This window comes from Pseudomonas sp. Marseille-QA0332, assembly GCF_054950175.1.
The window spans coordinates 1,027,640-1,048,733 of sequence record NZ_CM143106.1 but is presented as its reverse complement, the minus strand read 5'-3'; the positions used below and the strand labels follow the sequence as shown (position 1 = coordinate 1,048,733).

General features: G+C 67.7%; 20 protein-coding genes. 14 read left to right on the top strand and 6 right to left on the bottom strand.

Annotated elements, in window-relative coordinates:
- Positions 1-7: 7 nt before the first annotated feature.
- Positions 8-1,204 carry an XdhC family protein gene (locus ACY8GK_RS05095; protein WP_462402489.1) on the bottom strand — a complete coding sequence of 399 codons (1,197 nt, stop codon included), beginning with the start codon at positions 1,202-1,204 and terminating at the stop codon, positions 8-10.
- Between the two features lie 291 nt (positions 1,205-1,495).
- On the opposite strand from ACY8GK_RS05095, the gene ACY8GK_RS05090 reads away from it, so the two are divergent.
- Entirely contained in the window at positions 1,496-3,502 is a 2,007-nt protein-coding gene (locus ACY8GK_RS05090) for a peptidase U32 family protein (RefSeq protein WP_196174777.1), read from the top strand.
- Positions 3,503-3,578: 76 nt separating this feature from the next.
- Here the strand turns inward: ACY8GK_RS05090 and ACY8GK_RS05085 are convergent, their stop codons facing one another.
- On the bottom strand, positions 3,579-4,115 hold the full coding sequence (locus ACY8GK_RS05085) for a cupin domain-containing protein (protein WP_462402488.1): 537 nt from the start codon (positions 4,113-4,115) through the stop codon (positions 3,579-3,581).
- A gap of 245 nt (positions 4,116-4,360) precedes the next feature.
- Between ACY8GK_RS05085 and ACY8GK_RS05080 the strand changes: the two genes are divergently transcribed.
- A complete protein-coding gene (locus ACY8GK_RS05080; RefSeq protein WP_462402487.1) occupies positions 4,361-6,301 on the top strand; it encodes a sigma-54-dependent Fis family transcriptional regulator in 1,941 nt (646 codons plus the stop codon).
- A gap of 51 nt (positions 6,302-6,352) precedes the next feature.
- Here the strand turns inward: ACY8GK_RS05080 and ACY8GK_RS05075 are convergent, their stop codons facing one another.
- Both ACY8GK_RS05075 and ACY8GK_RS05070 read right to left on the bottom strand, forming a co-directional pair.
- On the bottom strand, positions 6,353-6,583 hold the full coding sequence (locus ACY8GK_RS05075) for a metallothionein (protein WP_196174780.1): 231 nt from the start codon (positions 6,581-6,583) through the stop codon (positions 6,353-6,355).
- Positions 6,584-6,585: 2 nt separating this feature from the next.
- Positions 6,586-7,059, bottom strand: coding sequence for a phosphotransferase system, HPr-related protein (locus ACY8GK_RS05070; protein WP_196174781.1), 474 nt, complete (start codon positions 7,057-7,059; stop codon positions 6,586-6,588).
- A 180-nt stretch (positions 7,060-7,239) separates the two neighbouring features.
- On the opposite strand from ACY8GK_RS05070, the gene ligD reads away from it, so the two are divergent.
- The 6 genes from ligD to ACY8GK_RS05040 are packed head-to-tail and all read left to right on the top strand — an operon-like array spanning position 7,240 to position 13,036.
- Positions 7,240-9,726: a DNA ligase D gene (gene ligD / locus ACY8GK_RS05065; RefSeq protein WP_462402486.1), complete on the top strand. Its 2,487-nt coding sequence runs from the start codon at positions 7,240-7,242 to the stop codon at positions 9,724-9,726.
- Entirely contained in the window at positions 9,726-9,974 is a 249-nt protein-coding gene (locus ACY8GK_RS05060; protein ID WP_196174783.1) for a hypothetical protein, read from the top strand. The genes ligD and ACY8GK_RS05060 overlap by 1 nt, the downstream gene beginning before the upstream one ends.
- Entirely contained in the window at positions 9,971-11,014 is a 1,044-nt protein-coding gene (locus ACY8GK_RS05055; protein WP_196174784.1) for an acyl-CoA dehydrogenase family protein, read from the top strand. The genes ACY8GK_RS05060 and ACY8GK_RS05055 overlap by 4 nt, the downstream gene beginning before the upstream one ends.
- The gene (locus ACY8GK_RS05050) at positions 11,011-11,766 is read left to right on the top strand and encodes a PIG-L deacetylase family protein (protein ID WP_196174785.1); all 756 of its coding nucleotides are present in this window, start codon (positions 11,011-11,013) and stop codon (positions 11,764-11,766) included. Before ACY8GK_RS05055 ends, ACY8GK_RS05050 begins: the two co-directional genes overlap by 4 nt.
- Positions 11,763-12,362, top strand: coding sequence for a methyltransferase domain-containing protein (locus ACY8GK_RS05045; protein ID WP_462402485.1), 600 nt, complete (start codon positions 11,763-11,765; stop codon positions 12,360-12,362). The genes ACY8GK_RS05050 and ACY8GK_RS05045 overlap by 4 nt, the downstream gene beginning before the upstream one ends.
- Positions 12,359-13,036 carry a glycosyltransferase family 2 protein gene (locus ACY8GK_RS05040; protein WP_462402484.1) on the top strand — a complete coding sequence of 226 codons (678 nt, stop codon included), beginning with the start codon at positions 12,359-12,361 and terminating at the stop codon, positions 13,034-13,036. The genes ACY8GK_RS05045 and ACY8GK_RS05040 overlap by 4 nt, the downstream gene beginning before the upstream one ends.
- 105 nt (positions 13,037-13,141) lie before the next feature.
- On the opposite strand, the gene ACY8GK_RS05035 is transcribed toward ACY8GK_RS05040, so the two are convergent.
- Complete coding sequence (locus ACY8GK_RS05035) at positions 13,142-14,029, bottom strand: polyprenyl synthetase family protein (RefSeq protein WP_462402483.1); 888 nt, start codon at positions 14,027-14,029, stop codon at positions 13,142-13,144.
- Positions 14,030-14,284: 255 nt separating this feature from the next.
- Between ACY8GK_RS05035 and fni the strand changes: the two genes are divergently transcribed.
- The 5 genes from fni to ACY8GK_RS05010 are packed head-to-tail and all read left to right on the top strand — an operon-like array spanning position 14,285 to position 20,225.
- Positions 14,285-15,313 carry a type 2 isopentenyl-diphosphate Delta-isomerase gene (fni, locus tag ACY8GK_RS05030; protein WP_462402482.1) on the top strand — a complete coding sequence of 343 codons (1,029 nt, stop codon included), beginning with the start codon at positions 14,285-14,287 and terminating at the stop codon, positions 15,311-15,313.
- Positions 15,310-16,590 (top strand): glycosyltransferase, encoded by a 1,281-nt coding sequence (locus ACY8GK_RS05025; protein WP_462402481.1) that lies wholly within the window; start codon positions 15,310-15,312, stop codon positions 16,588-16,590. The genes fni and ACY8GK_RS05025 overlap by 4 nt, the downstream gene beginning before the upstream one ends.
- Positions 16,580-17,743 (top strand): lycopene beta-cyclase CrtY, encoded by a 1,164-nt coding sequence (gene crtY, locus ACY8GK_RS05020; RefSeq protein WP_462402480.1) that lies wholly within the window; start codon positions 16,580-16,582, stop codon positions 17,741-17,743. The genes ACY8GK_RS05025 and crtY overlap by 11 nt, the downstream gene beginning before the upstream one ends.
- Positions 17,743-19,233: a phytoene desaturase gene (locus ACY8GK_RS05015; protein ID WP_462402479.1), complete on the top strand. Its 1,491-nt coding sequence runs from the start codon at positions 17,743-17,745 to the stop codon at positions 19,231-19,233. Before crtY ends, ACY8GK_RS05015 begins: the two co-directional genes overlap by 1 nt.
- On the top strand, positions 19,230-20,225 hold the full coding sequence (locus tag ACY8GK_RS05010) for a phytoene/squalene synthase family protein (protein WP_462402478.1): 996 nt from the start codon (positions 19,230-19,232) through the stop codon (positions 20,223-20,225). The genes ACY8GK_RS05015 and ACY8GK_RS05010 overlap by 4 nt, the downstream gene beginning before the upstream one ends.
- Here ACY8GK_RS05010 and ACY8GK_RS05005 read toward each other — a convergent pair.
- Complete coding sequence (locus ACY8GK_RS05005) at positions 20,107-20,643, bottom strand: sterol desaturase family protein (protein ID WP_196174794.1); 537 nt, start codon at positions 20,641-20,643, stop codon at positions 20,107-20,109. The two genes, ACY8GK_RS05010 and ACY8GK_RS05005, sit on opposite strands and share 119 nt — an antisense overlap.
- A gap of 161 nt (positions 20,644-20,804) precedes the next feature.
- Here ACY8GK_RS05005 and ACY8GK_RS05000 point away from each other — a divergent pair, with 161 nt between their 5' ends.
- On the top strand, positions 20,805-20,972 hold the full coding sequence (locus ACY8GK_RS05000) for a hypothetical protein (protein WP_196174795.1): 168 nt from the start codon (positions 20,805-20,807) through the stop codon (positions 20,970-20,972).
- The last annotated feature ends 122 nt before the right edge of the window (positions 20,973-21,094 follow it).

Below are 21,094 nucleotides of genomic sequence, written 5' to 3'. Positions count from 1 at the left end.
CGGTGAGTCAGAGGTTTGTGGCCGTGTTTCCGGCACCATCGGTGGTTGTCTGCAGGGCCGCACCCGCAGGATGGGGGGCGGCGTCCACTGGGTGGATCTTGCTCGGGCGCAGGCGCAGCTGGCCACCCTCGCGTCCGTGCAGGTGTGCCTGGATCTCGGCGAGGATCGCCATGGCGACGCTCTCCGGCGCATCGCCACCAAGGTCCAGCCCGATGGGATAATGCAGGGCTGCCATGGCCGGCAGCTGCCCATGGCATGCCTGGATACTGGCCAGCAGCCGCTCGGTACGATCCCGCGGGCCGAGTTGGCCGATGTAGCGCGGCTCGGCCTGCAGCGCGGTGGCGAGCCAGCGTTCATCCTGCGCCAGGCTGTGCGACATGATTGCCACCGCTGCTCCGCGCAGGTGCCGGACCAGCTCGCCTGGGGCGGCCAGGTCGCCGACCAGCACCTGGTCGGCTTCGGGAAACCGTTCGCGACGGGCAAAATGCGAGCGGGCATCGATCACCGTGACGTGCCAGTCGAGCAGGCGTGCCATGCGCACCAGGGGCTGCGCATCGTGCCCGGCACCGAAGATCACCAGGCGCGGCATGGGCGCCAGGTATTCGAGGAACACCTCGACGCTGGCCGGTCCCTGGCCATGGTGCTGCAAGCACGAGCGTCGGGCAGCCAGGATACCCGGCAGCTCGGCACGCAACTGCCGTTCGAGCGCGCTGTCGCCCAAATCAGCCTGGAACCCGGCCTGCGCCAGCAGCAAGCGTTCACCGACCTTGGCCCGCGCGCCCGCCCCGCTGGCGATCACCGTGGCCAGCGCGGCAGGCTGCGCGCAACGCTCGACCGCCGCCAAGGCATCCGCCAGCAAGGCCGGGGCGCGTCCGGCGATGCGCTCGAACATGACATGCACCCGGCCGTTGCAGCCAAGGCCGAAGCCCAATGCCGTCTCGCCCTCCTCACCTTCTTCGGCGGTGCTGTAGCAACGCACGCTCGGCCCGGCTTCGGTCAGCCACCAGGCCTTGCGGGCGATCTCGCGCTCCAGGCAGCCACCGCTGACGCTGCCATGGTGCGGGCCGATCCGTGGTATCAACATGCGCGCGCCTGGCCGGCGGTAGGCCGAGCCTTCGACCTTGACCACGCTGGCCACGACCGAGTCCTCGCCCTGCGAGCGCAAGGTTTCGAGTGCCTGAAGCAGGGTTCGCGAGACAGCCATGCCTGCCTCAGCCTGCCAAGCGGCGCTGGTCGGCGCGATGAGGCGCGAGCCCGGCCGTCCGGCCACGCGGCCTGTGCGGGTCAGAAAGACGCGATGCCCAGCCCTGGGCATCGGAAAGGGCGTGACGGGTGTCCATCGGCAGGCGGCTCCAGCGCAGTGTGTCCCTTTATGACCGTGGGCCAGGCCAGGTCGTTTCGTCGGATCGGCCGGCCCGGCCGCCTGGAGGGTGCCGAGCCGGCGTTTCACCGCTACAATGCGCGCCTCGACCGTGACCAGCCCGACCCTAATTCTATGTCTCTTCCCAAGCATCACCTGGAACTGCTCAGCCCTGCCCGTGACGTGGCCATCGCCCGCGAGGCGATCCTGCATGGCGCCGATGCCATCTATATCGGTGGCCCGAGCTTCGGCGCCCGCCACAATGCCTGCAACGAGGTCAGCGATATCGCCGGGCTGGTCGAGTTCGCCCACCGCTATCACGCGCGGGTGTTCACCACCATCAACACCATCCTGCACGACAACGAGCTGGAGCCGGCGCGTCGACTGATCCACCAGCTGTACGATGCCGGCGTCGATGCGCTGATCGTCCAGGACCTGGGGGTGATGGAGCTGGACATCCCGCCAATCGAGCTGCACGCCAGCACCCAGACCGACATCCGCACGCTGGAACGCGCGCGCTTCCTCGACCAGGCCGGCTTTTCCCAGCTGGTGCTGGCGCGCGAGCTCAACCTGCAGCAGATCAACGAGATCGCCACCCAGACCGACGCGGCCATCGAGTTCTTCATCCATGGCGCGCTGTGCGTGGCCTTTTCCGGGCAGTGCAACATTTCCCATGCGCAGACCGGACGCAGCGCCAACCGCGGCGACTGCTCCCAGGCCTGCCGTCTGCCCTACACCCTCAAGGACGACCAGGGCCGGGTGGTAGCGTTCGAGAAGCACCTGTTGTCGATGAAGGACAACAACCAGAGCGCCAACCTGCGCGCACTGGTCGAAGCCGGCGTGCGCTCGTTCAAGATCGAAGGTCGCTACAAGGACATGGGCTACGTGAAGAACATCACCGCCCATTACCGCCAGCTGCTCGACCAGATCCTCGTCGATCGGCCCGACCTGGCGCGCGCCTCCAGCGGACGCACCGAGCATTTCTTCGTGCCGGACCCGGACAAGACCTTCCATCGCGGCAGTACCGACTACTTCGTCAGCGAGCGCAAGATCGACATCGGTGCGTTCGATTCGCCAACCTTCACCGGCCTGCCCGTGGGCGTGGTGGAAAAGGTCGGCAAGCGCGACCTGCTGGTGGTCACCGAGGTGCCGCTGTCCAACGGCGACGGCCTGAACGTGCTGGTCAAGCGCGAGGTGGTGGGTTTTCGTGCCAACATCGCCGAGCCGCGTGGTCAGTTCGAGGAAGACGGCCAGCGACGCTACCGCTACCGGGTCGAACCCAACGAGATGCCCGCGGCCTTGCAGCGCCTGCGCCCAGGCCATCCGCTGAGCCGCAACCTGGACCACGACTGGCAGCAGGCGCTGCAGCGTACCTCTGCCGAGCGCAGGATCGGCCTGGCGTGGCGCGCCGAGCTGGACGAGCAGCGCCTGGCGCTGACGGCCACCAGCGAGGAAGGCATCAGCGTCAGCGTCGCCCTCCCCGGGCCCTTCGGCCTGGCCAACAAGCCGCAACAGGCCCTGGAGCAGCTACGCGACCTGCTCGGCCAGCTCGGGACCACGCAGTACCACGCCACCGAGGTTCGCCTGGAAGCGGCACAGGTTTGCTTCATCCCCAATTCGCAGCTCAAGGCCCTGCGCCGCGAAGCCATCGAAGCCTTGACCGAAGCCCGGATCAAGGCCCATCCACGCGGAGCGCGCAAGCCCGAGACCAGCCCACCGCCGGTCTATCCCGAGTCGCACCTGTCGTTCCTGGCCAATGTCTACAACCAGAAGGCACGCGACTTCTATCACCGCCATGGCGTGCAACTGATCGACGCAGCCTTCGAAGCGCACCAGGAACACGGCGAAGTGCCGGTGATGATCACCAAGCACTGCCTGCGCTTCTCCTTCAACCTGTGCCCCAAGCAAGCCAAGGGGGTGACCGGGGTACGCACCAAGGTGGCACCGATGCAGCTGGTGCAGGGCGACGAGGTGCTGACGCTGAAGTTCGACTGCAAGCCTTGCGAGATGCACATCATCGGCAAGATCAAGCCGCACATCGTCGACCTGCCCACGCCAGGCAGTGCGGTGGCCCAGGTGGTCGGGCACATCAGCCCGGACGATCTGCTCAAGACCATTCGCCGGGCTGGCGGCGGCGCCTAGTTACGACACGCCTGGCGGCGTTCAGGCACGGACCGCGGGCAAGCAAGCGCAGCCTGGCGGTTTACCGTTGCCAGGCCTAGCCAGCCCAGGCTCGTAGCAGCTCGCCCTGCGTGCCGCTCACTGGATCGTGCGTGGGGCGCGCCACCTTGGCCACGCTGGCCACGGCCTCGGCATGCCGGCCCTGCTCCGGTCGCTGGATGCTGTAGTGCTCCTGCCCGCGCGGGTAGCCGCCCACCACCAGAAAGTCCGCGCTGCTGCCGAGACAGCGGTGCCCGGTGCCGGCTGGAAGCACCACCACATCACCTCGAACCAGCGTCAGTGCCTCGCCCTGCTCACCCCCCAACAGTACCTGTGCCGTACCGGCGACGACACCGAGCACTTCATGGGCATCGGGATGGAAGTGCTGGTAAGGAAAGATCCCGTCGCGCCATTGGGCAGGCCATCGATGGGCAGCGAACAAGCGCTCCAGCGCCTCGGCGACATCGACCTGCGCGCTCCAGTCCAGATGGTAGAGCAGCACTGGCAGCCGGTTGTTGGGCGTCGCGCCGTCATCGGCGAACGTCCACCGACGCGGTGGGCCAGGCGGGGTTTCGAGCAGGTCCAGGACAGGCATGACGATGGGCTCCTTTGCGCGTACTGCATCAGAAAGCCTGCACGCGCCAACGTTCAGCGCAGCGGCAACAGGTCTTGCGGCGGTTCTCGGCAGATCGCCATGCAAGGCGACACGCGAGCGGCTATGGTTGATTTCTGGAACCCTCTCGGCCGGGCCTCGGGCTCGACTCGACGCTCGCCCGGCCGCAGCGTTCCGCGAACCCGGCAGACGAACCGGACCTACAACATGTACACGCCGGAGCGCCCATGACTGCGCCTGTTCCGCATACCGGCCCCAGCGAGCTGGCGGCCTTCATCGATTGCCACTTCGCCGCGCGTGGCATCCGCCCCGAGACGGTGATTGCGGAGTCCTGGTACCGCAGCCTCACCCAGCACCGGCTCGACCCGGCCCTGCAGCGTATCGACAATGTCCTCAGTGCCTTGGAAATCCGCCAGCACCAGGCCCAGCATGAGGCCTACCTGGCGATTGCCAGCCAGGGCGTCAGTGGTCTGGCCCGTCGGGTGACCGAGGCCGGCTTCGCGGTGCTGCTCAGCGATGCCCAAGGCATCACCCTGGATGCCCGCCTGCCCGCCGAGCATGGCCAGTACACGCGCGCCGGGCTGATCGTCGGGGCGCGCTGGGACGAGTCCATCGCCGGCACCAACGGCATCGGCACCGCCCTGGCCAGCGGGCAGGCGCTGACCATCCATCGCCAGGAACACTTCCTGACGCGCAATGCCCGCCTCAGTTGCTCGGTATCGCCCCTGTTCGATGCGCAAGGCCAGCTGCAGGGCTGCCTGAATGCCACCTGCCTGCACGATGAAGGACCGAAGCAGGCCCAGCACCTGACTTTGCAGCTGGTGATCATGTACGCCCGGCTGATCGAGAACACGCACTTTCGCCAGCGCTACCGGGACCACCTGACCCTGGCCATCAAACCGCTGGCCGATATCACCGACCTGGCCCATGAACAGTTGCTGGCCCTGGACGAGGCAGGCCGGGTGGTCGGCGCCAACCATGCGGCCTTTCTCGCCCATGCCCAGGCCGGCAGCGCACTGCTGGCACAGCCCATCGAGCGCTTGCTGCCGGCCAGCATCGACCAGTTGCTCGAGCAAACCCGGGGCGGTGCCTGCGGGGTCCGGCTGCCAACCTTGCAGCAGGACGGCCTGGTGGAAGTGGGTCTGCGGGTCCCGGCTGGCTACCGCCAGCCGGCGATCCTCGGCACCGCCGCGGCTGTGCCAGCGCATCCGACGCTGGATGCCCTGGCTGGCGAAGATGCCGACCTGCAACGCAGCGTGCAACGCTTGCGCAAGGTGCTCGACAAGGATATCCCGATCCTGCTCAGCGGCGAGACCGGCACGGGCAAGGAGGCGTTCGCCCAGGCCCTGCACAGGGCCAGCAGGCGACGCACAGGCCCCTTCGTCGCGCTCAACTGCGCGGCGCTTCCCGAGTCGTTGATCGAGAGCGAGCTGTTCGGCTACCGCGGCGGCAGCTTCACCGGTGCCAGCCGCAAGGGGATGAAGGGCAAGCTGGAGCTGGCCAATGGCGGCACCCTGTTTCTCGACGAGATCGGGGACATGCCGGCGGACCTGCAGACCCGACTGTTGCGCGTGCTGGCCGAGCGCGAACTGTTGCCGTTGGGCGCCAACGCGCCGGTGCCGCTGGACATCCAGGTAGTCTCGGCGACGCACCAGGACCTGCCCGCGCTGATCGCGCAGAAGCGCTTTCGCGAGGACCTCTATTACCGCCTGTGCGGCATGCACCTGATACTGCCGGCCTTGCGCCAGCGCAGCGACCGGGCGCAACTGATCGACCGCCTGCTAGCCGGCCTGCCTGGGGCTGGCGCCATGCGCCTCACGCCTGCCGCCCGGCAGCGGCTACTGGCCTGCCCATGGCCTGGCAACGTGCGGCAGTTGCTCAACTGTCTGCGACTGGCGGTGGCACTGGCCGAGGACGGCCTGATCGACGTGGACTGTCTACCGCAAGAACTGGCCCAGGCACGCGACCCACGCGTGCCATCGGGCGCGAGCAGGGCCGTGCCGGTGTCAGCGGACCTGCAATCGGCCGAGGGCCAGCATCTGCTGGAGGTGCTGCGCCAGGTCCGCTGGAACATGAGCGAAGCGGCGGCGGTGGCCGGGATTTCCCGCTCGACCTTGTACCGCAAGATCAGGCGCCACGGCATCGTGGCGCCGAATCTGGGTGGCTGACGCCGCCAGTCCGTCGCCTGGCAAGCGTGGCGGTGTGCTGATGGGTACGGCTTACGGCGAGATCGGATCGCTGGCCGGGAAGGTCTCTTCCACGGCGTTGTCGACGTTGGCCTCGTCAGGCTGCACGGCAGCGGCGCAATCGCAGTCGCTCATCCGGCAGTGTTCGCCGTCCCGATGCCCATTGGCGCACGCCTCGCAGCAATAGGCCTTGTCGCCCTGCGCGGCGGCGCTGGCATCGACGGTGCAGGAACAGTGGGCGCAAGCGCAGCGTTGTTCAGTCATGTTCAGGATCTCCCAATGTCGTCGTCATCGCCTTCGGCGGGGGATACGCGATCGGTCCAGGGCTTGCCGTCGAGTGGCGCGGCGCGCCCCAGCTCTGCCTCGTCCAGGCCGTGGCCACCGCCGATCTCATCGGCATCGACATGCCGCAACTGCTTGTCGGCCGGGCCGCCCAGCCCAGGCTCATGTGGGTCGCGCGCGCCGCTCTCGTCCAGCAGGGTGTCCGGGCTCAAGTCGTCCATGGTCACGTTGTCCTCATGCAGGCTGTCGCTCAACGCCTCGCCACCGCTCATGCCGCTCTCGGCGACCCGCCTGGCTGGAAACTCCTGTTCCAGTTCGCCGGCCGGACGTTCGTCGCCGGCACGCCCGGTGTGCTCGTCGCGGTCATTGAAGTCCAGCTCATGCACGCTGCCCATGCGGTCTTCGATGGTGTCGATCTCGACCGGTGGCCTGCTCTTGGGATCGTCTGCCTGGGCCATTTCGGCTCTCCATCAGGTGGGTTCACTGCAATCGACTGCAAGCCCCCCGCAATGATTCAGAGTTTCTGCCAGACGGGATGGACCGAACCGCTTCCAGGCTTCTGCGCGGCAGCTCGATGGAACTCTGACCGTCCCGCCTGCCTCCCATTTCAGAGACCTGCCATAGCACCGGAGCGCACCATGGCCAAGCCGCTGCAGGAGTACCACGACAAGCGTGACTTCAATGCCACGCCCGAACCTTCCGGCCAGGCAAGCCGGACCCGGCGGGCGCACGCCTTGCAATACTGCATCCAGAAGCATGACGCCAGTCACCTGCACTACGATTTCCGCCTGGAGCTCGATGGCACGCTCAAGAGCTGGGCCATTCCCAAGGGACCTTCGCTGGACCCGAAGGTCCGCCGTCTGGCGGTGCATGTGGAGGACCACCCGCTGGACTATGCCGAGTTCGAGGGCCACATTCCGCAAGGCCACTATGGCGCTGGGGACGTGATCGTCTGGGACCGTGGCATCTGGGAACCGGAAGGCGATCCACGCCAGGGCTATGCCAAGGGCAAGCTGCGCTTTCGCCTGCGAGGCGAGAAACTGGCTGGCACCTGGAACCTGTTTCGCACCCACCTCGGCGGCAAGAAAGAGCAATGGATGCTGGTCAAGTCGCATGACGCCGAGGCGCGTAGCGAAGCCGAATACAGCATCGTCGAGGCCCAGCCCGACAGCGTGATCAGCGAGCGTACCCTGGTGCCGCGACCGACCAGCCGCAAGCCCCCCCGCAAGCCAGGCCCACCGGCCAAGGCAAAGCCCGCCGCCAAGCCCATCGAGGCCGAGCTGCCGGATTTCGTGCAGCCGCAACTGGCCACCCTGGTCGACTCGCCGCCAGCGGGCGACTGGCGCTATGAGGTCAAGTTCGACGGCTATCGGATCCTGGCGCGCCTGGAGGCAGACGATGTCCGCCTGTTCACGCGCAACGGTCACGACTGGAGCGCCAGGATGCCGCGCCAGGTGGCGGCGCTCAAAGCCCTGGGCGTCCAGTCCGCCTGGCTCGATGGCGAGGTGGTGGTCTTCGCCGAGAACGGCGTCGCCGACTTCCAGGCGCTGCAGAACGCTTTCGATACCGCGCATGACGAGAGCATCAGTTACCACCTGTTCGACATGCCCTTCCTCGGTGGCCAGGACCTGCGCCAACTGCCGCTGCATGCCCGGCGCCAGGCGCTGCGCGAACTGCTCGAGCACGCCGAGGGCCAGACCCTCAAGTTCTCCGAGGATTTCGACGTGCCCGTCGAGGCCTTGCTCGAAAGTGCCTGCGACTTGCAGCTCGAGGGGCTGATCGGCAAGCGTGCCGACAGCCCCTATGTCGGCCGACGCAGCGATGACTGGATCAAGCTCAAGTGCAAGCGCCGCCAGGAGTTCGTCATCGTCGGCTATACCGAGCCCAAGGGCAGCCGAAGCGCCTTCGGCGCCCTGCTGCTGGCCCTGCATGACAAGGACGGTGGCGAGCTGCGCTATGCCGGCAAGGTGGGCACCGGTTTCACGGCCACCACCTTGCAGAGCATCCATGCCCGCCTCAAACCGCTGGAAATCGCCAAGCCCGCCTTCGCCAGGCCGCCCACCGGCGCCGAGGCGCGCGGTGTGCATTGGCTCGAGCCGACCCTGCTGGCCGAAGTCGCCTACGCGCAAATGACCCGCGAAGGCATCGTCCGTCATTCGGTATTCCATGGCCTGCGAGACGACAAGCCGGCCACCGCGATCGATCTGGAGCGCCCCATGCCTACCCCATCGACCGGCCAAGGCGCAACGCTCGGCAAGCTGCGCCTGACCCATGCCGAGCGCATCATCGACCCGGCCAGCGGCACCACCAAGCGGCAGGTCGCCGAATACTATGCCAGCGTGGCCGAGCGCATCCTGCCGCACTTGCACGACCGTCCGGTCGCCCTGGTCAGGGCGCCGGATGGTCTGGGTGGCGAGCTGTTCTTCCAGAAGAATGCCGCACAGCTGAAGATCCCCGGCCTGGTCACCTACAGCAAGGCCGAGGCAGGCCAGCCGGTGCTGATCGTCAATCGCCCGCAGACCCTGCTCGGCGCCGTGCAGATGAACATGCTCGAGCTGCATACCTGGAACGGCACCGACAAGGATTTCGACAAGCCCGATCGCTTCGTCCTCGACCTCGACCCGGACCCGGCCCTGCCGTGGAAGTCGATGGTCGAGGCGACCCAGCTGGCCTTGACGCTGCTCGACGAACTGGGCCTGAAAGTGTTCCTCAAGACCAGCGGCGGCAAGGGCATTCATCTGGTCGTGCCGCTGACTCGACGTGCCGGCTGGGACGAAGTGAAGGATTTCACCCATGCCATCGTCAACTACCTGGCACGCCTGTTCCCGGACCGACTGTCGGCGGTGTCCGGCCCGAAGAACCGGGTCGGACGGATCTTCATCGACTACCTGCGCAACGGCAAGGGCGCCACCACCGCCTGCGCCTACTCGCTGCGGGCCCGTGAGGGGCTGCCGGTGTCGGTGCCGATCTGGCGCGAGGAACTGGCCCAGCTCAAAGGCGCGAACCAGTGGACCATCGCCAACGTGCATGAACGCCTGGCCGAGACCGAAGACCCGTGGGCCGACCTGTTCCAGACCAGGCAATCGATCACCGCGAAGATGCGCAAACAGATGGGAATGGATTGATGGACCGCTTCATCGACTTGCTGCAATGGCCGGCCATGGCCTTGACCATCCTGGCCGCCTGGTGCATCGGCTCACGCAGGCCGGGACGCCGCAAGCTTGGCTTTTCCTGCTTCATGGCCAGCAACGCGCTGTGGGTGGTCTGGGGCTGGCAGATCGAGGCGTGGGCGCTGATCGTGCTGCAATTCTGTCTGTGCGCGATGAACCTGCGCGGCTGGAGGAAGAACACCTTGCTGGAATCCACTCCATGAGCATCATCCAGGATTTCGAACTGGACAGCCTGGACTGCCTGCTGCGCGATTTCGGCGAGCGCGCCCAGCCATTGAACTTGGACACCCAGCTCCCCAGCCTGCTCGCGGCGCTGCGGCAGGCCGCGCTCGACCGGCTCCCCTTGCCTGGCCACGGGAAGACCTTGCAGCGCTGGCAGACCCTGGCTCGCGTGGCCGGCTGCGACCTGGCGCTGGCCAAGCTTTACGAAGGCCACACCGATGCCCTGGCCATCCTGGCCGAGTGCTCCGCTGCGCATCTGGCCAAGGACGGGGTCTGGGGCGTATGGGCCGCGGAGCCGCCCGATGCTCGCGTCCGGATCGTCGCGCGTCAGGGCCAGCAGGTGCGCCTGCAAGGGCGCAAGGCCTGGTGCTCCGGTGCCTTGCAGATCGATCACGCCCTGATCACGGCATGGGACGAAGACGAGCAGCCGCAGCTGGTGGCGATCGAGCTCGCCGAGCCCAGCCAGGACCTGCAGGTGGACAAGTGGCAGGCTCTGGGGATGGCGACGACCGCCAGCGTCGATGTGATCTTCACCGATTCGCCAGGGATTGCCGTCGGCGAGCCTGGCCAATACCTCTCGCGCCCTGGCTTCTGGCATGGCGGCGCGGGCATCGCCGCCTGCTGGTATGGCGCTGCCGAGGCGCTGGCCGACTATCTGCGCGCCCATTGCCGCCAGAAGCGCCACGATCCGCATGCCGACGCCCACCTGGGCGCGGTCGATGCGGCGCTGTACGGCGCGCGCGCGGCACTGCGCGAATGCGCGGCCTGGATCGATCGCCAACCGGAGGCCGATGCCAGCTTCGAAGTTCGGCGGACCCGTGCCCAGGTGGAGCAGGCGGTCGTCCAGGTGATCGCGCATGTCGGCCGGGCACTGGGCGCCACGCCGTTGTGCCGCAATGGCCATTTCGCCCGGCTCAGCGCGGACCTGCCGGTATTTCTCCGGCAGAGCCATGCCGAACGTGACCTGGCGGTGCTGGGCGAGGCAGTGGCGCACAACCCGGCCGGAGCCTGGCGCCTATGAGCGAGAATCTTATCCAGGCCAGCAGTGGCACACCCTGGAGCGCCTGGCAACGCTCGGCGCACCTGGCCCGGGCTGGCTGGCTCGAAGCGCAGCAGCTGTGTCCGCCTGGACGGCGGATGGTGGTGGTCGCCCCGCACCCGGACGACGAGATCCTCATGGCCGGCGGGCTCATGAGTGGCTTTCATGGCCGTGAACAGGCGCTGGTGCTGATTTCGGCCACCGACGGCGAAGGGAGTCACCCGGGCTCGGCGCAATGGACCGAACACCGCCTGCGGCGCCAGCGCCCGCTGGAAAGTCGCCATGCCTTGCAGCGCCTGGACCTCGACCCAAACGCCCTGGACTGGCGCCGGCTGAACCTCAAGGATGGCGCGGTGGCGCGCGACGAAGCCTACCTGGTCAATCACCTCACCCAACTGCTGCGTCCCGACGACCTGCTGATCACTACTTGGCGCGGCGATGGCCACTGCGACCATGAGGCAATCGGCCGTGCCGCGGCCCAGGCGGCCCAGGCGAGCAAGGCGCAACTGTGCGAAGTGCCAGTCTGGGCCTGGCACTGGGCCGAGCCTGACGATCCACGCCTGCCCTGGTCGCGGGCCCGTCGTGTCCGCCTGGACGAGCAGCGCCTGGCGCGCAAGCGCGAGGCGATCCAGGCCCATGTCAGCCAGATGCAGCCGGACGGCACGCGAGCGCCGATCCTGCCGCCGCGGCTGCTCGAATGTCTTTTGCAACCTTTCGAACTGGTGTTTCTATGAGTATCGACGCGCAGTACTTCGCCGACTTGTACGCGGCCAACGACGACCCCTGGTCTTTTCGTACCCGCTGGTACGAGCGGCGCAAGCGCGACCTGGTGATGGCCAGCCTGCCGCGCCAGTGCTACCAGCGGATCTTCGAGCCGGCCTGCGCCAATGGCGAACTCAGTGCGCTGCTGGCCGAGCGCTGTGCCGCCCTGCTCTGCCAGGACCTGGACCCCAGCGCGGTGGCACTGGCGCGTGCGCGCCTGGCCGATGCTCCCCATGCCCGTGTCGAACAAGGTCACCTGCCGGGCGATTGGCCAGGCGGCAGCTTCGACCTGGTGGTCTTGAGCGAAGTGGGCTACTACCTAGACCCCGGCCAATGGCGCCAGGTCATCGACCAGGCGGTGGCCTGCCTCGGTCACGATGGCGGCCTGCTGGCCTGCCACTGGCTGCATCCGATTGCCGGTTGCCCCCAGGACGGGCGCGAAGTCCATGCCCTGCTGGCCAGGCACCTGCCGCTGTACCCCGTGCTGCGTCATGAAGAAGCGGATTTCGTGCTCGAATACTGGGCATGCCAACCCAGCGTGGTCGACCTCGACGAGACCTGTGCATGATTGGCGTGGTCATCCCGGCGCACAACGAAGCACGCCGCCTCGGCCGTTGCCTGCGGGCGGTGAAAGCCGCACGGCGCCAAGCCGAGCAGGCTGGATACCAGGTGCAAGTGTTGGTGGTGCTCGACCGCTGCAGCGACGCCAGCGAGGCGATCGCCCGGCGCCACGGGGTCATGACCCTGGTAGTCGACGCTGGCAATGTCGGACAGGCGCGCCGCGCGGGCGCCGCGTTCATGCTCGAGCGTGGCGCCCGCTGGCTGGCTTGTACCGATGCCGACAGCCGGGTGCCCGAGCACTGGCTGCTGTGGCAAGTGCAATGCGCCGCCGATGCCGTGTGTGGCACGGTACATGTGGAGCGCTGGCAACCGTGGCAGGGCGCAGCCTTGCGGCGCCTGTACCGCAGCCGCTACCAGGCCGTCGAAGGCCATAGCCACGTGCATGGTGCCAACCTGGGCGTCTGTGCCCAGGCCTACCAGCGCGCCGGGGGATTCCAACCCTTGCCGGCCCATGAGGATATGCAGCTGGTCCAGGCCCTGCAGGCCAGCGGGGCGCGGATCGTCTGGACCGCGCGGCACAGCGTGGCCACCAGTAGCCGCAAGGACAGCCGGGCGCGCGAGGGGTTCGGCGACTACCTCAGTGAACTGGAAGCGCTGGCCCAAGGTGAGCCAACGTCCTGATCAGGCCTTCGCCTCACGCGGTCGGCCCTCGCCAGGCGCAAGGCGAACCCCGCGCTGCGAGAACCAGAGGCACTGGCACCGGCTGCACCCATTGCAGCGCTACCGTCAGCGACGCATCTTCGCCTCGAGCAGCTGGACGAAACGCACCAGGTTGTCATCCGGCCCCAGCGCCTGGCCGACACAAGCGCCGGCCCGCGCCAGATGCTCGTGCAGGCGCTCGCGCACCTTGGCTGCACCATACAAGGCCACCAGGGTCGACTTGCCAGCGTCCTTGCCCTGATCCTTGCCGGTGTCCGGATCGCAATCGCACAGATCGTCATGCAGCTGGAACGCCTGGCCCAGGTCCTGGGCGAACTGGTTGAGCAGGTGGCGCGACTGGGTCGAAGCGTCGCTGATCACGCAGGCCATGTCGAGGATGGCGCTGAACAGCACGCCGGTCTTGAGCCGATTGGTCGTGGCGATTTCCAGCGCGCTGCGCGTCCGTGCGCCATCGCGCAGGTCTTCGAACTGGCCACGCACCAGCCCCTGGCAACCGATCGCCTCGGAAAGCCGGGCGACCAGCTGGGTACGCGCCAAAGGTGGCACCTGCTCGGCGGCCGCGACCACGGCGAAGGCGCGCGAGAGCAAGGCGATCGCCGCCAGAATGGCGACGTCCTGGCCGAACGCCAGGTGTATGGTCGCGCGCCCGCGCCGCAACTGGGCGTCGTCCATGCATGGCAGGTCATCGAGCACGAGCGAGGCGGCATGCACCATCTCCACCGCACAGCCAAGATCCACCGCGGCCTGGGCCGGGCCGCCAAGGCCCTCGGCCGCGAGCATCAGCAACAGCGGACGCAGCCGCTTGCCCGGTGCCAAGGTACCCTCGCGCATGGCCAGGGCGACCAGGTCGCGTTCATTGCCCGCCGGCGGCAGCAAGCTTTCGAGCCGCTGTTCCAACCCATCGCGCATCCGCTGCAGGTGGGTATCGATCCCCGTGTCTATAGTTGCGGACAAGTGTGCAGCCATCGTTCCCTCTGCTTTTCTAAAGCCCCTTGCCGGGGCCGCTGGTAAATATGCTGCGCTGAAGCACCCCCAGTGCCTGCCTTCTCAGCGTAGCCGAAGGTTTTTCAGCACGGTGGGAACGTCTGCAATCCGGCGTTGCCTGAGCCTGGGTATGGCAAGAAGCTGTACAACCCTACCTGGTCTGTACAACACCCATGTTCACTGACAACAGGTCGTACCGATGATTCCTGGCCAACTGGAGCAAGCATGAGCGAAGCCGACCTGAGTCGACGCAAGGACGAGCACCTGGACATCGTCATGGACCCTCGCAAGGCCACCAGTCAGGCCGATGCCGGCTGGTCGGCGATCCGCTTCGAGCACTGCGCCCTGCCGGAACTGGACCTGCGCTCGATCGACCTGAGCACCTCCTTGCTAGGCATCGCGCTCGATGCCCCGCTGCTGATCAGCTCGATGACCGGTGGCGCGCGCCGCGCCGCCCATATCAACCGTCACCTCGCCGAAGCGGCCCAGGCACTCGGCATCGCCATGGGCGTCGGCTCGCAGCGCGTGAGCCTGACTTCAGCCCACGACCACGGTCTGACTCGCGAGCTGCGCCAGCTGGCGCCGCGGATCCCGCTGTTGGCCAACCTAGGCGCGGCCCAGCTGCTCGAGGCGGGCGGCCAGGTCCTGGCGCAGCGGGCTGTGGACATGCTGGAGGCCAATGGCCTGATCATCCACCTCAATCCGTTGCAGGAAGCGGTCCAGCCCGAAGGCGACCGCAACTGGCGCGGCGTCCTGGCACAGATCGAGCAATTGGCCACGCAGCTGCCCGTGCCGGTCATCGCCAAGGAAGTCGGTGGCGGCATCAGCGCGCCGGTCGCGCGCCGGCTGGTCGACGCCGGGGTCAAGGTCATCGACGTGGCAGGCGCTGGCGGCACCAGCTGGGCGGCGGTCGAAGCCGAGCGGGCGGGCAGCGCGGCAGGCCGGGCAGTGGCCCAGGCGTTCGCTGGCTGGGGCATCCCGACCGCGACCTGCCTGAGCCAGGTCCGAGCGACCTTGCCCACTACCCCGCTGATCGCTTCGGGAGGTATCGTCGACGGGATCGACGTGGCCAAGGCGCTGCGCCTGGGCGCGGACGTGGCGGGCCAGGCCGCTGGGGTGCTGGCGGCGGCGACACGTTCGACCGAGGCCGTGGTGACGCATTTTCAGGTCATCATCGAGCAGCTGCGCATCGCCTGCTTCTGCACCGGCTCGGCCAATCTGGCCGCCCTGCGCCAGGCCCGGTTGCTGCCATGAGCCATTTCGCCGTGGTCGCGCCGCCCTATGCCAGTCACTTCCAGGCCTTCGAGGCGGTAGCCGGGGCCCTGCTCGCCCGTGGCCACCAGGTGACCTTCCTGCATCAAGTCGATGCCGCGCGGCTGCTCAAGGACCCGCGCATCGGCTTTCGTCCGCTCGGTGCGCACAGTCACCCGCCCGGCAGCCTGGCGCCGGCGGTGCGCCTGGCCGCCTCGCCCTCCACGCCCTGGCGGCTGCATCGACTGATCCGGCAGATGGCAGCGACCTCTCGCATGCTTTGCCAGGAACTGCCGGCGGCCTTGGCCGAGCAACGTATCGATGCCGTGCTCTGCGATCAGATGGAAGGCGCCGGGGGACTGGTGGCGCAAGCCCTGGACCTGCCGTTCGTATCGCTGGCCTGCGCCTTGCCGATCAATCGCGAACCGGGCCTGCCGCTACCGGTCATGCCCTTCGCCCATTCCGACGATCCGCGCAGCGTGCGGCTCTACACCGGCAGCGCGCGGGTGCACGACTGGCTGATGAAGCCGCTGGGACGGGTCCTGGCCGATAGCGCCCGGCAGCTGGGCCTGGCGCCGCGTAGCGGGCTTCACGAGTATCTGTCGCCACTGGCGCAAGTGAGCCAGACGCTGCCGGGCTTCGATTTCCCCCGGCGGGCGGCACCGGCGCATTTGCACCCGGTCGGCCCATTGCGGCGCAGCCAGCAAGACCCGCCAGGCCCTTGGCCGATCAGCCGCGAGCGGCCGTTCGTGTTCGCCAGCCTCGGCACCCTGCAGGGCAGCCGTTTCGACCAGTTCCGGGAAATCGCCAGGGCCTGCCGGCGCCTGGACACGCAGTTGCTGGTGGCCCACTGTGGCGGGCTGGATGCCGCGCAGCAGGCACGCTTGCTGGATGAGGGCGCGACCTGGATCACCGACTTCGCCGCGCAGCGCTGGGTCCTGGAGCAGGCCGACGCGGTGATCACCCATGGCGGCCTCAACACCGTGCTGGACGCCATTGCCGCGCAGACGCCCATGCTGGTCATGCCCATCGCCTTCGACCAGCATGGCGTGGCCGCGCGGGTCGAGCATCACCGTCTCGGCTTGCGTCTTTCGCGACGTGCCCGGCAGGCACAGATCGCCCAGGCTCTGCAACAGGTCCTGAGCTTGCCGCGCCAGCCCCTCGAGCGGCTGTGCGCAGAACTGGCCGCCGCCGGTGGCGCGGCACGAGCGGCCGATATCATCGAAGCGGCGCTGCACGGTCGGCGTCCGGTCATTGCAGGTACTGCCCATGAAGCATGACGTGATCCTGGTCGGCAGCGGCCTGGCCAATGGCCTGATCGCCTGGCGCTTGCGTCAGTGCCGACCTGAGCTGGACGTGCTGTGCATCGACCAGGCGCCGACGCTCGGCGGCAGCCACACCTGGTCGTTCCACGAGGGCGACCTGAGCCTGCGCCAGCAGCAATGGATCGCGCCGCTGGTGGCCAGGCGCTGGCCGAGCTACCGGGTTCACTTCCCGGCTTTCAGCCGCACCCTGCACAGTGGCTATGCCAGCGTCACCGGCGAACGCTTCGCCCAGGTGCTGCAACCGGCGCTGGGCGCCAGCCTGCGCCTTGGCCTCGAGGTACGGTCGGTGGGCCCGAGCGAAGTGCGCCTGGCCGATGGCAACCTGCTGCGCGCCAAGGTGGTGATCGACGGCCGTGGCGCGCGCGACAGCCAGCACATGGTGCTTGGCTACCAGGCCTTCCTCGGCCAGTTGCTGCGCCTGCAGCGACCCCATGGCCTGAGCGCGCCGATCATCATGGACGCCCGCGTGGCGCAGCAGGACGGCTACCGTTTCGTCTACGTGCTGCCCTTCAGTGCCGACACGCTGCTGGTGGAGGACACCCACTACATCGACCAGCGGCGCTGCGCGCCCGAACGCCTGCGTGAGCATATCGACGAATACGCGCGGCAGCAGGGCTGGCTGATCGACCAGTGCCTGCGTGAAGAGCAAGGCGTGCTGCCGATCACCCTGGCCGGCGATTTCGAGGGTTTCTGGCAGGAAAGCGCAGGCCAGCCGCTCAGCGGCCTGCGCGCCGGCCTGTACCACAACACCACTGGCTATTCGCTGCCGGAGGCGATGCGCCTGGCCGACTGGCTGGTGCGTCAGCCACTGGACGACGCCGCCACGCTTGCCGAGGCGATGCGTGAGCATGCTCGGCAGCAGTGGCAGCGCCAAGGTTTCTACCGGCTGCTCAACCGCATGCTGTTCCTGGCCGGACGCGCCGAGCACCGCTGGCAGGTCATGCAGCGCTTCTACCAACTGCCGGAAGGTCTGATCGAACGTTTCTACGCCGGCCGCAGCACCTGGCGTGATCGCGGCCGTATTCTCATGGGCAAGCCGCCGGTACCGATCGGCGAGGCCATCGTTGCCGCCTGGCGGCATTCGCCACGGCATTTCAAGGAGCACTGATGAATCCAGGGAAATCGGCAATCGTGATCGGCGCCGGGTTCGGAGGCCTGGCACTGGCCATCCGCCTGCAAGCCGCTGGCGTGCGCACCACGCTGCTCGAACGGCGCGACAAGCCGGGCGGACGCGCCTACGTCTACCACGACCAGGGCTTCACCTTCGATGCCGGACCGACCGTGATCACCGACCCGAGCGCCATCGAGGCGCTGTTCGATGCGGCCGGCAAGCGCATGCAGGACTACGTCGAACTGCTGCCGGTCGACCCGTTCTATCGCCTGTGCTGGGAAGACGGGACCTGCTTCGACTACAACAACGACCAGGCGCTGCTGGAGCGCCAGATTCACGCCTTGGAGCCTGCGGATGTACAAGGCTACCGACGCTTTTTGGCCTACTCACGCGCGGTATTCGAGCAAGGCTACCTCAAGCTCGGCGCGGTACCGTTCCTGTCGGTGCGCGACATGTTGCAGGCCGGCCCGCAGCTGATGCGCCTGCAGGCGTGGCGCAGCGTGTACGGCATGGTCTCGCGCTTCATTGGCAACGAGAAGCTGCGCCAGGCGTTTTCCTTTCATGCGCTGCTGGTTGGCGGCAACCCTTTCGCGACCTCGTCGATCTACACCTTGATCCATGCCCTGGAGCGCCAGTGGGGCGTCTGGTTCCCCAAGGGCGGTACCGGGGCGCTGGTCCAGGGGCTGGCACGCCTGTTCGAGGACTTGGGCGGAAACCTGGTGCTGGAGGCCGACGTCGCGGCACTACAAGCGCAGGGCAATCGCCTGGCGGCTGTCACCACCGCCGACGGGCGTCGCTGGCAGGCCGATGCGGTGGCGTCCAATGCCGACGTGGTGCACACCTACGAGCGCCTGCTCGCCGGTCACCGGCGTGGGCGCGAGGAAGGCCAGCGCCTGAAGGGCAAACGCTTCAGCAATTCGTTGTTCGTCCTCCATTTCGGCCTTGCCAGGCGGCAACCGCAACTGCAACACCACACCGTCTGCTTCGGCGCGCGCTACAAGGGGCTGATCGACTCGATCTTCAAGGGCCCGGCACTGGCCGAGGACTTTTCCCTGTACCTGCATGCGCCCTGCGCCACCGACCCGAGCCTGGCGCCGCCAGGCTGCTCGGCCCACTACGTGCTGGCACCAGTGCCGCACCTGGGCAACGCCGCGGTGGACTGGAGCGTCGAAGGGCCACGCTATCGCGACCGGATCCTGGCCTACCTGGAGCAACGCTACATTCCCGGCCTGCGCGATGACCTGGTGACCTCACGCATGTTCACTCCCGTGGATTTCCGCGATACGCTCGGCGCCCACCTGGGCTCGGCGTTCTCCCTGGAACCGGTGCTGCAGCAGAGCGCCTGGTTTCGCCCGCACAACCGTGACGCCCGCATCGACAATCTTTACCTGGTCGGCGCCGGTACCCATCCGGGCGCGGGGGTGCCGGGCGTCATCGCTTCGGCCAAGGCCACCGCCGGGCTCATGATCGAGGACCTGCACCGATGAACCGTGCCGACGAACAACGTCTGTTCGAACATGCCGAGCGCAGCATCGCCGAAGGTTCCAAGAGCTTCGCCTCGGCCGCCAGGCTGTTCGCCCCGGCAACCCGACGCAGCGCGGTGCTGCTGTATGCCTGGTGCCGTCATTGCGATGACGTGATCGACGGCCAGCAGGCCGGCCACGATGCCCGCCCCCTGGCCCCCGACAAGGCTGCGCGGCGCCTGGCTCAGCTGCGCGAGCAGACCCTGGCGGCCTATGCCGAAGGCCCTCTCGACGAACCGGCCTTCGCAGCCTTCCAGTATGTCGCACGGCGTCACGGCATCCGCCGGCGCGAAGCCTTCGACTTGCTCGAGGGCTTCGCCATGGACGTGCAGGGCCAGCACTACGCCTGCATCGAGGACACCTTGCGCTACTGCTACCACGTGGCGGGCGTGGTAGGCCTGATGATGGCGCGGATCATGGGCGTGCGTGACGAAAAGGTGCTCGATCACGCCTGTGACCTGGGCTTGGGCATGCAATTGACCAACATCGCCCGCGATATCGTCGATGACGCCAAGCTTGGCCGCTGCTACCTGCCAGCCGACTGGCTGGCCGAGCTGGGCCTCGCGCCTGAGCGGATCGCCAGCGTGGAGCAGCGCCAAGGCCTGGCGCAGGTGGCCCGACGCCTGGTCGAACTGGCCGAGCCCTACTACGCCAGCGCGCAGTCCGGCATGGCCGCCCTACCCTGGCGTTCGGCCTGGGCGGTGGCCACGGCGGCGGAAGTCTACCGGCGTATCGGGCTGAAGGTAGTGGCCGCGCACGAGCATGCCTGGACCCAGCGGATCAGCACTTCCCGGCGGGACAAGCTGGGCGCCTCGGCCGTCGGGCTATGGCGCGCGCTCAGTGCTCGCCTGCGCCGTTCGCCTGGACGCGACCCGCGGCTGTGGCAGCGTCCGTCACGCCCTGGCGCAGCGGACCGCCATGGCGCGAGCGCAGCTGTGCCCGCAAGCGATCGATAGGCGGGGCATAGAGAAACCCGAAGGAGACGCAGCCTTCGCGCCCGTGTACGGCATGGTGCATCAGGTGCGCCTGGTACAGTCGCTTGAGGTAGCCACGCCGTGGCACCAGGCGAAACGGCCAGCGATGATGCACCAGGCCATCATGGGCGACGAAGTACAGCGCACCGTACGCCGTCATGCCCGCCCCGACCCATTCCAGCGGGTGCCAGCCAGCAGTGCCAAGGGCAATGAGCAGGATCGCCAGCGCGGCGAACACCACGGCATACAGGTCGTTCTTCTCGAACCAGCCTTGCCGCGGCTCGTGGTGCGAGCGGTGCCAGCCCCAGCCGGGACCATGCATGATGTACTTGTGGGCCAGGTAGGCGATCGCTTCCATGGCGGCCAGGGAGACCAGGAAGGTGAGAATGCTGGTGATCATGGGGCCTCGTCGGCTGCAGGCGATTGCTGGAATGGAGTGTTGCCGGCAGGCAACGGTTCCCTTCGTCCGGACCTGACGCAGGGTACGCAATTTTCGTGAACAGCTGGCCGGGTGCGCGGCCTAACGCGAGCAGGACATCCATTCATCGAAGGAGATCCGCCATGGCCGACCCCAGGCAAACCCACTCTACACCACCGCCCGATCCCTACGTCGACGAAATCCCGCACAATCCCGGCGACAAGGTGCCGCATCCGGATGATCCGGCCGAGGAAAAAGGCCCGGACTGGCCTGCGGGCCAGGTACCGCCGGAGGAGCAATCCGACGGCTGATCCCGCCTTGGGCGCGTGGCCATGGTCTTGCCAGTGGTTACGCGCCCTGCGCTCTCGCGCTTTGCCGAAAGGTTGCCAGCTAGTGCTGCGGTGGCGAGGCCGCACGCTGCCTGGCAGGTTCA

Coding starts and splice junctions, on each gene's coding strand:
- ACY8GK_RS05095 (WP_462402489.1), bottom strand. CDS start 1,204: ATGGCTGTCTCGCGAACCCTGCTTCAGGCACTCGAAACCTTGCGCTCG.
- ACY8GK_RS05090 (WP_196174777.1), top strand. CDS start 1,496: ATGTCTCTTCCCAAGCATCACCTGGAACTGCTCAGCCCTGCCCGTGAC.
- ACY8GK_RS05085 (WP_462402488.1), bottom strand. CDS start 4,115: ATGCCTGTCCTGGACCTGCTCGAAACCCCGCCTGGCCCACCGCGTCGG.
- ACY8GK_RS05080 (WP_462402487.1), top strand. CDS start 4,361: ATGACTGCGCCTGTTCCGCATACCGGCCCCAGCGAGCTGGCGGCCTTC.
- ACY8GK_RS05075 (WP_196174780.1), bottom strand. CDS start 6,583: ATGACTGAACAACGCTGCGCTTGCGCCCACTGTTCCTGCACCGTCGAT.
- ACY8GK_RS05070 (WP_196174781.1), bottom strand. CDS start 7,059: ATGGCCCAGGCAGACGATCCCAAGAGCAGGCCACCGGTCGAGATCGAC.
- ligD (WP_462402486.1), top strand. CDS start 7,240: ATGGCCAAGCCGCTGCAGGAGTACCACGACAAGCGTGACTTCAATGCC.
- ACY8GK_RS05060 (WP_196174783.1), top strand. CDS start 9,726: ATGGACCGCTTCATCGACTTGCTGCAATGGCCGGCCATGGCCTTGACC.
- ACY8GK_RS05055 (WP_196174784.1), top strand. CDS start 9,971: ATGAGCATCATCCAGGATTTCGAACTGGACAGCCTGGACTGCCTGCTG.
- ACY8GK_RS05050 (WP_196174785.1), top strand. CDS start 11,011: ATGAGCGAGAATCTTATCCAGGCCAGCAGTGGCACACCCTGGAGCGCC.
- ACY8GK_RS05045 (WP_462402485.1), top strand. CDS start 11,763: ATGAGTATCGACGCGCAGTACTTCGCCGACTTGTACGCGGCCAACGAC.
- ACY8GK_RS05040 (WP_462402484.1), top strand. CDS start 12,359: ATGATTGGCGTGGTCATCCCGGCGCACAACGAAGCACGCCGCCTCGGC.
- fni (WP_462402482.1), top strand. CDS start 14,285: ATGAGCGAAGCCGACCTGAGTCGACGCAAGGACGAGCACCTGGACATC.
- ACY8GK_RS05025 (WP_462402481.1), top strand. CDS start 15,310: ATGAGCCATTTCGCCGTGGTCGCGCCGCCCTATGCCAGTCACTTCCAG.
- crtY (WP_462402480.1), top strand. CDS start 16,580: ATGAAGCATGACGTGATCCTGGTCGGCAGCGGCCTGGCCAATGGCCTG.
- ACY8GK_RS05015 (WP_462402479.1), top strand. CDS start 17,743: ATGAATCCAGGGAAATCGGCAATCGTGATCGGCGCCGGGTTCGGAGGC.
- ACY8GK_RS05010 (WP_462402478.1), top strand. CDS start 19,230: ATGAACCGTGCCGACGAACAACGTCTGTTCGAACATGCCGAGCGCAGC.
- ACY8GK_RS05005 (WP_196174794.1), bottom strand. CDS start 20,643: ATGATCACCAGCATTCTCACCTTCCTGGTCTCCCTGGCCGCCATGGAA.
- ACY8GK_RS05000 (WP_196174795.1), top strand. CDS start 20,805: ATGGCCGACCCCAGGCAAACCCACTCTACACCACCGCCCGATCCCTAC.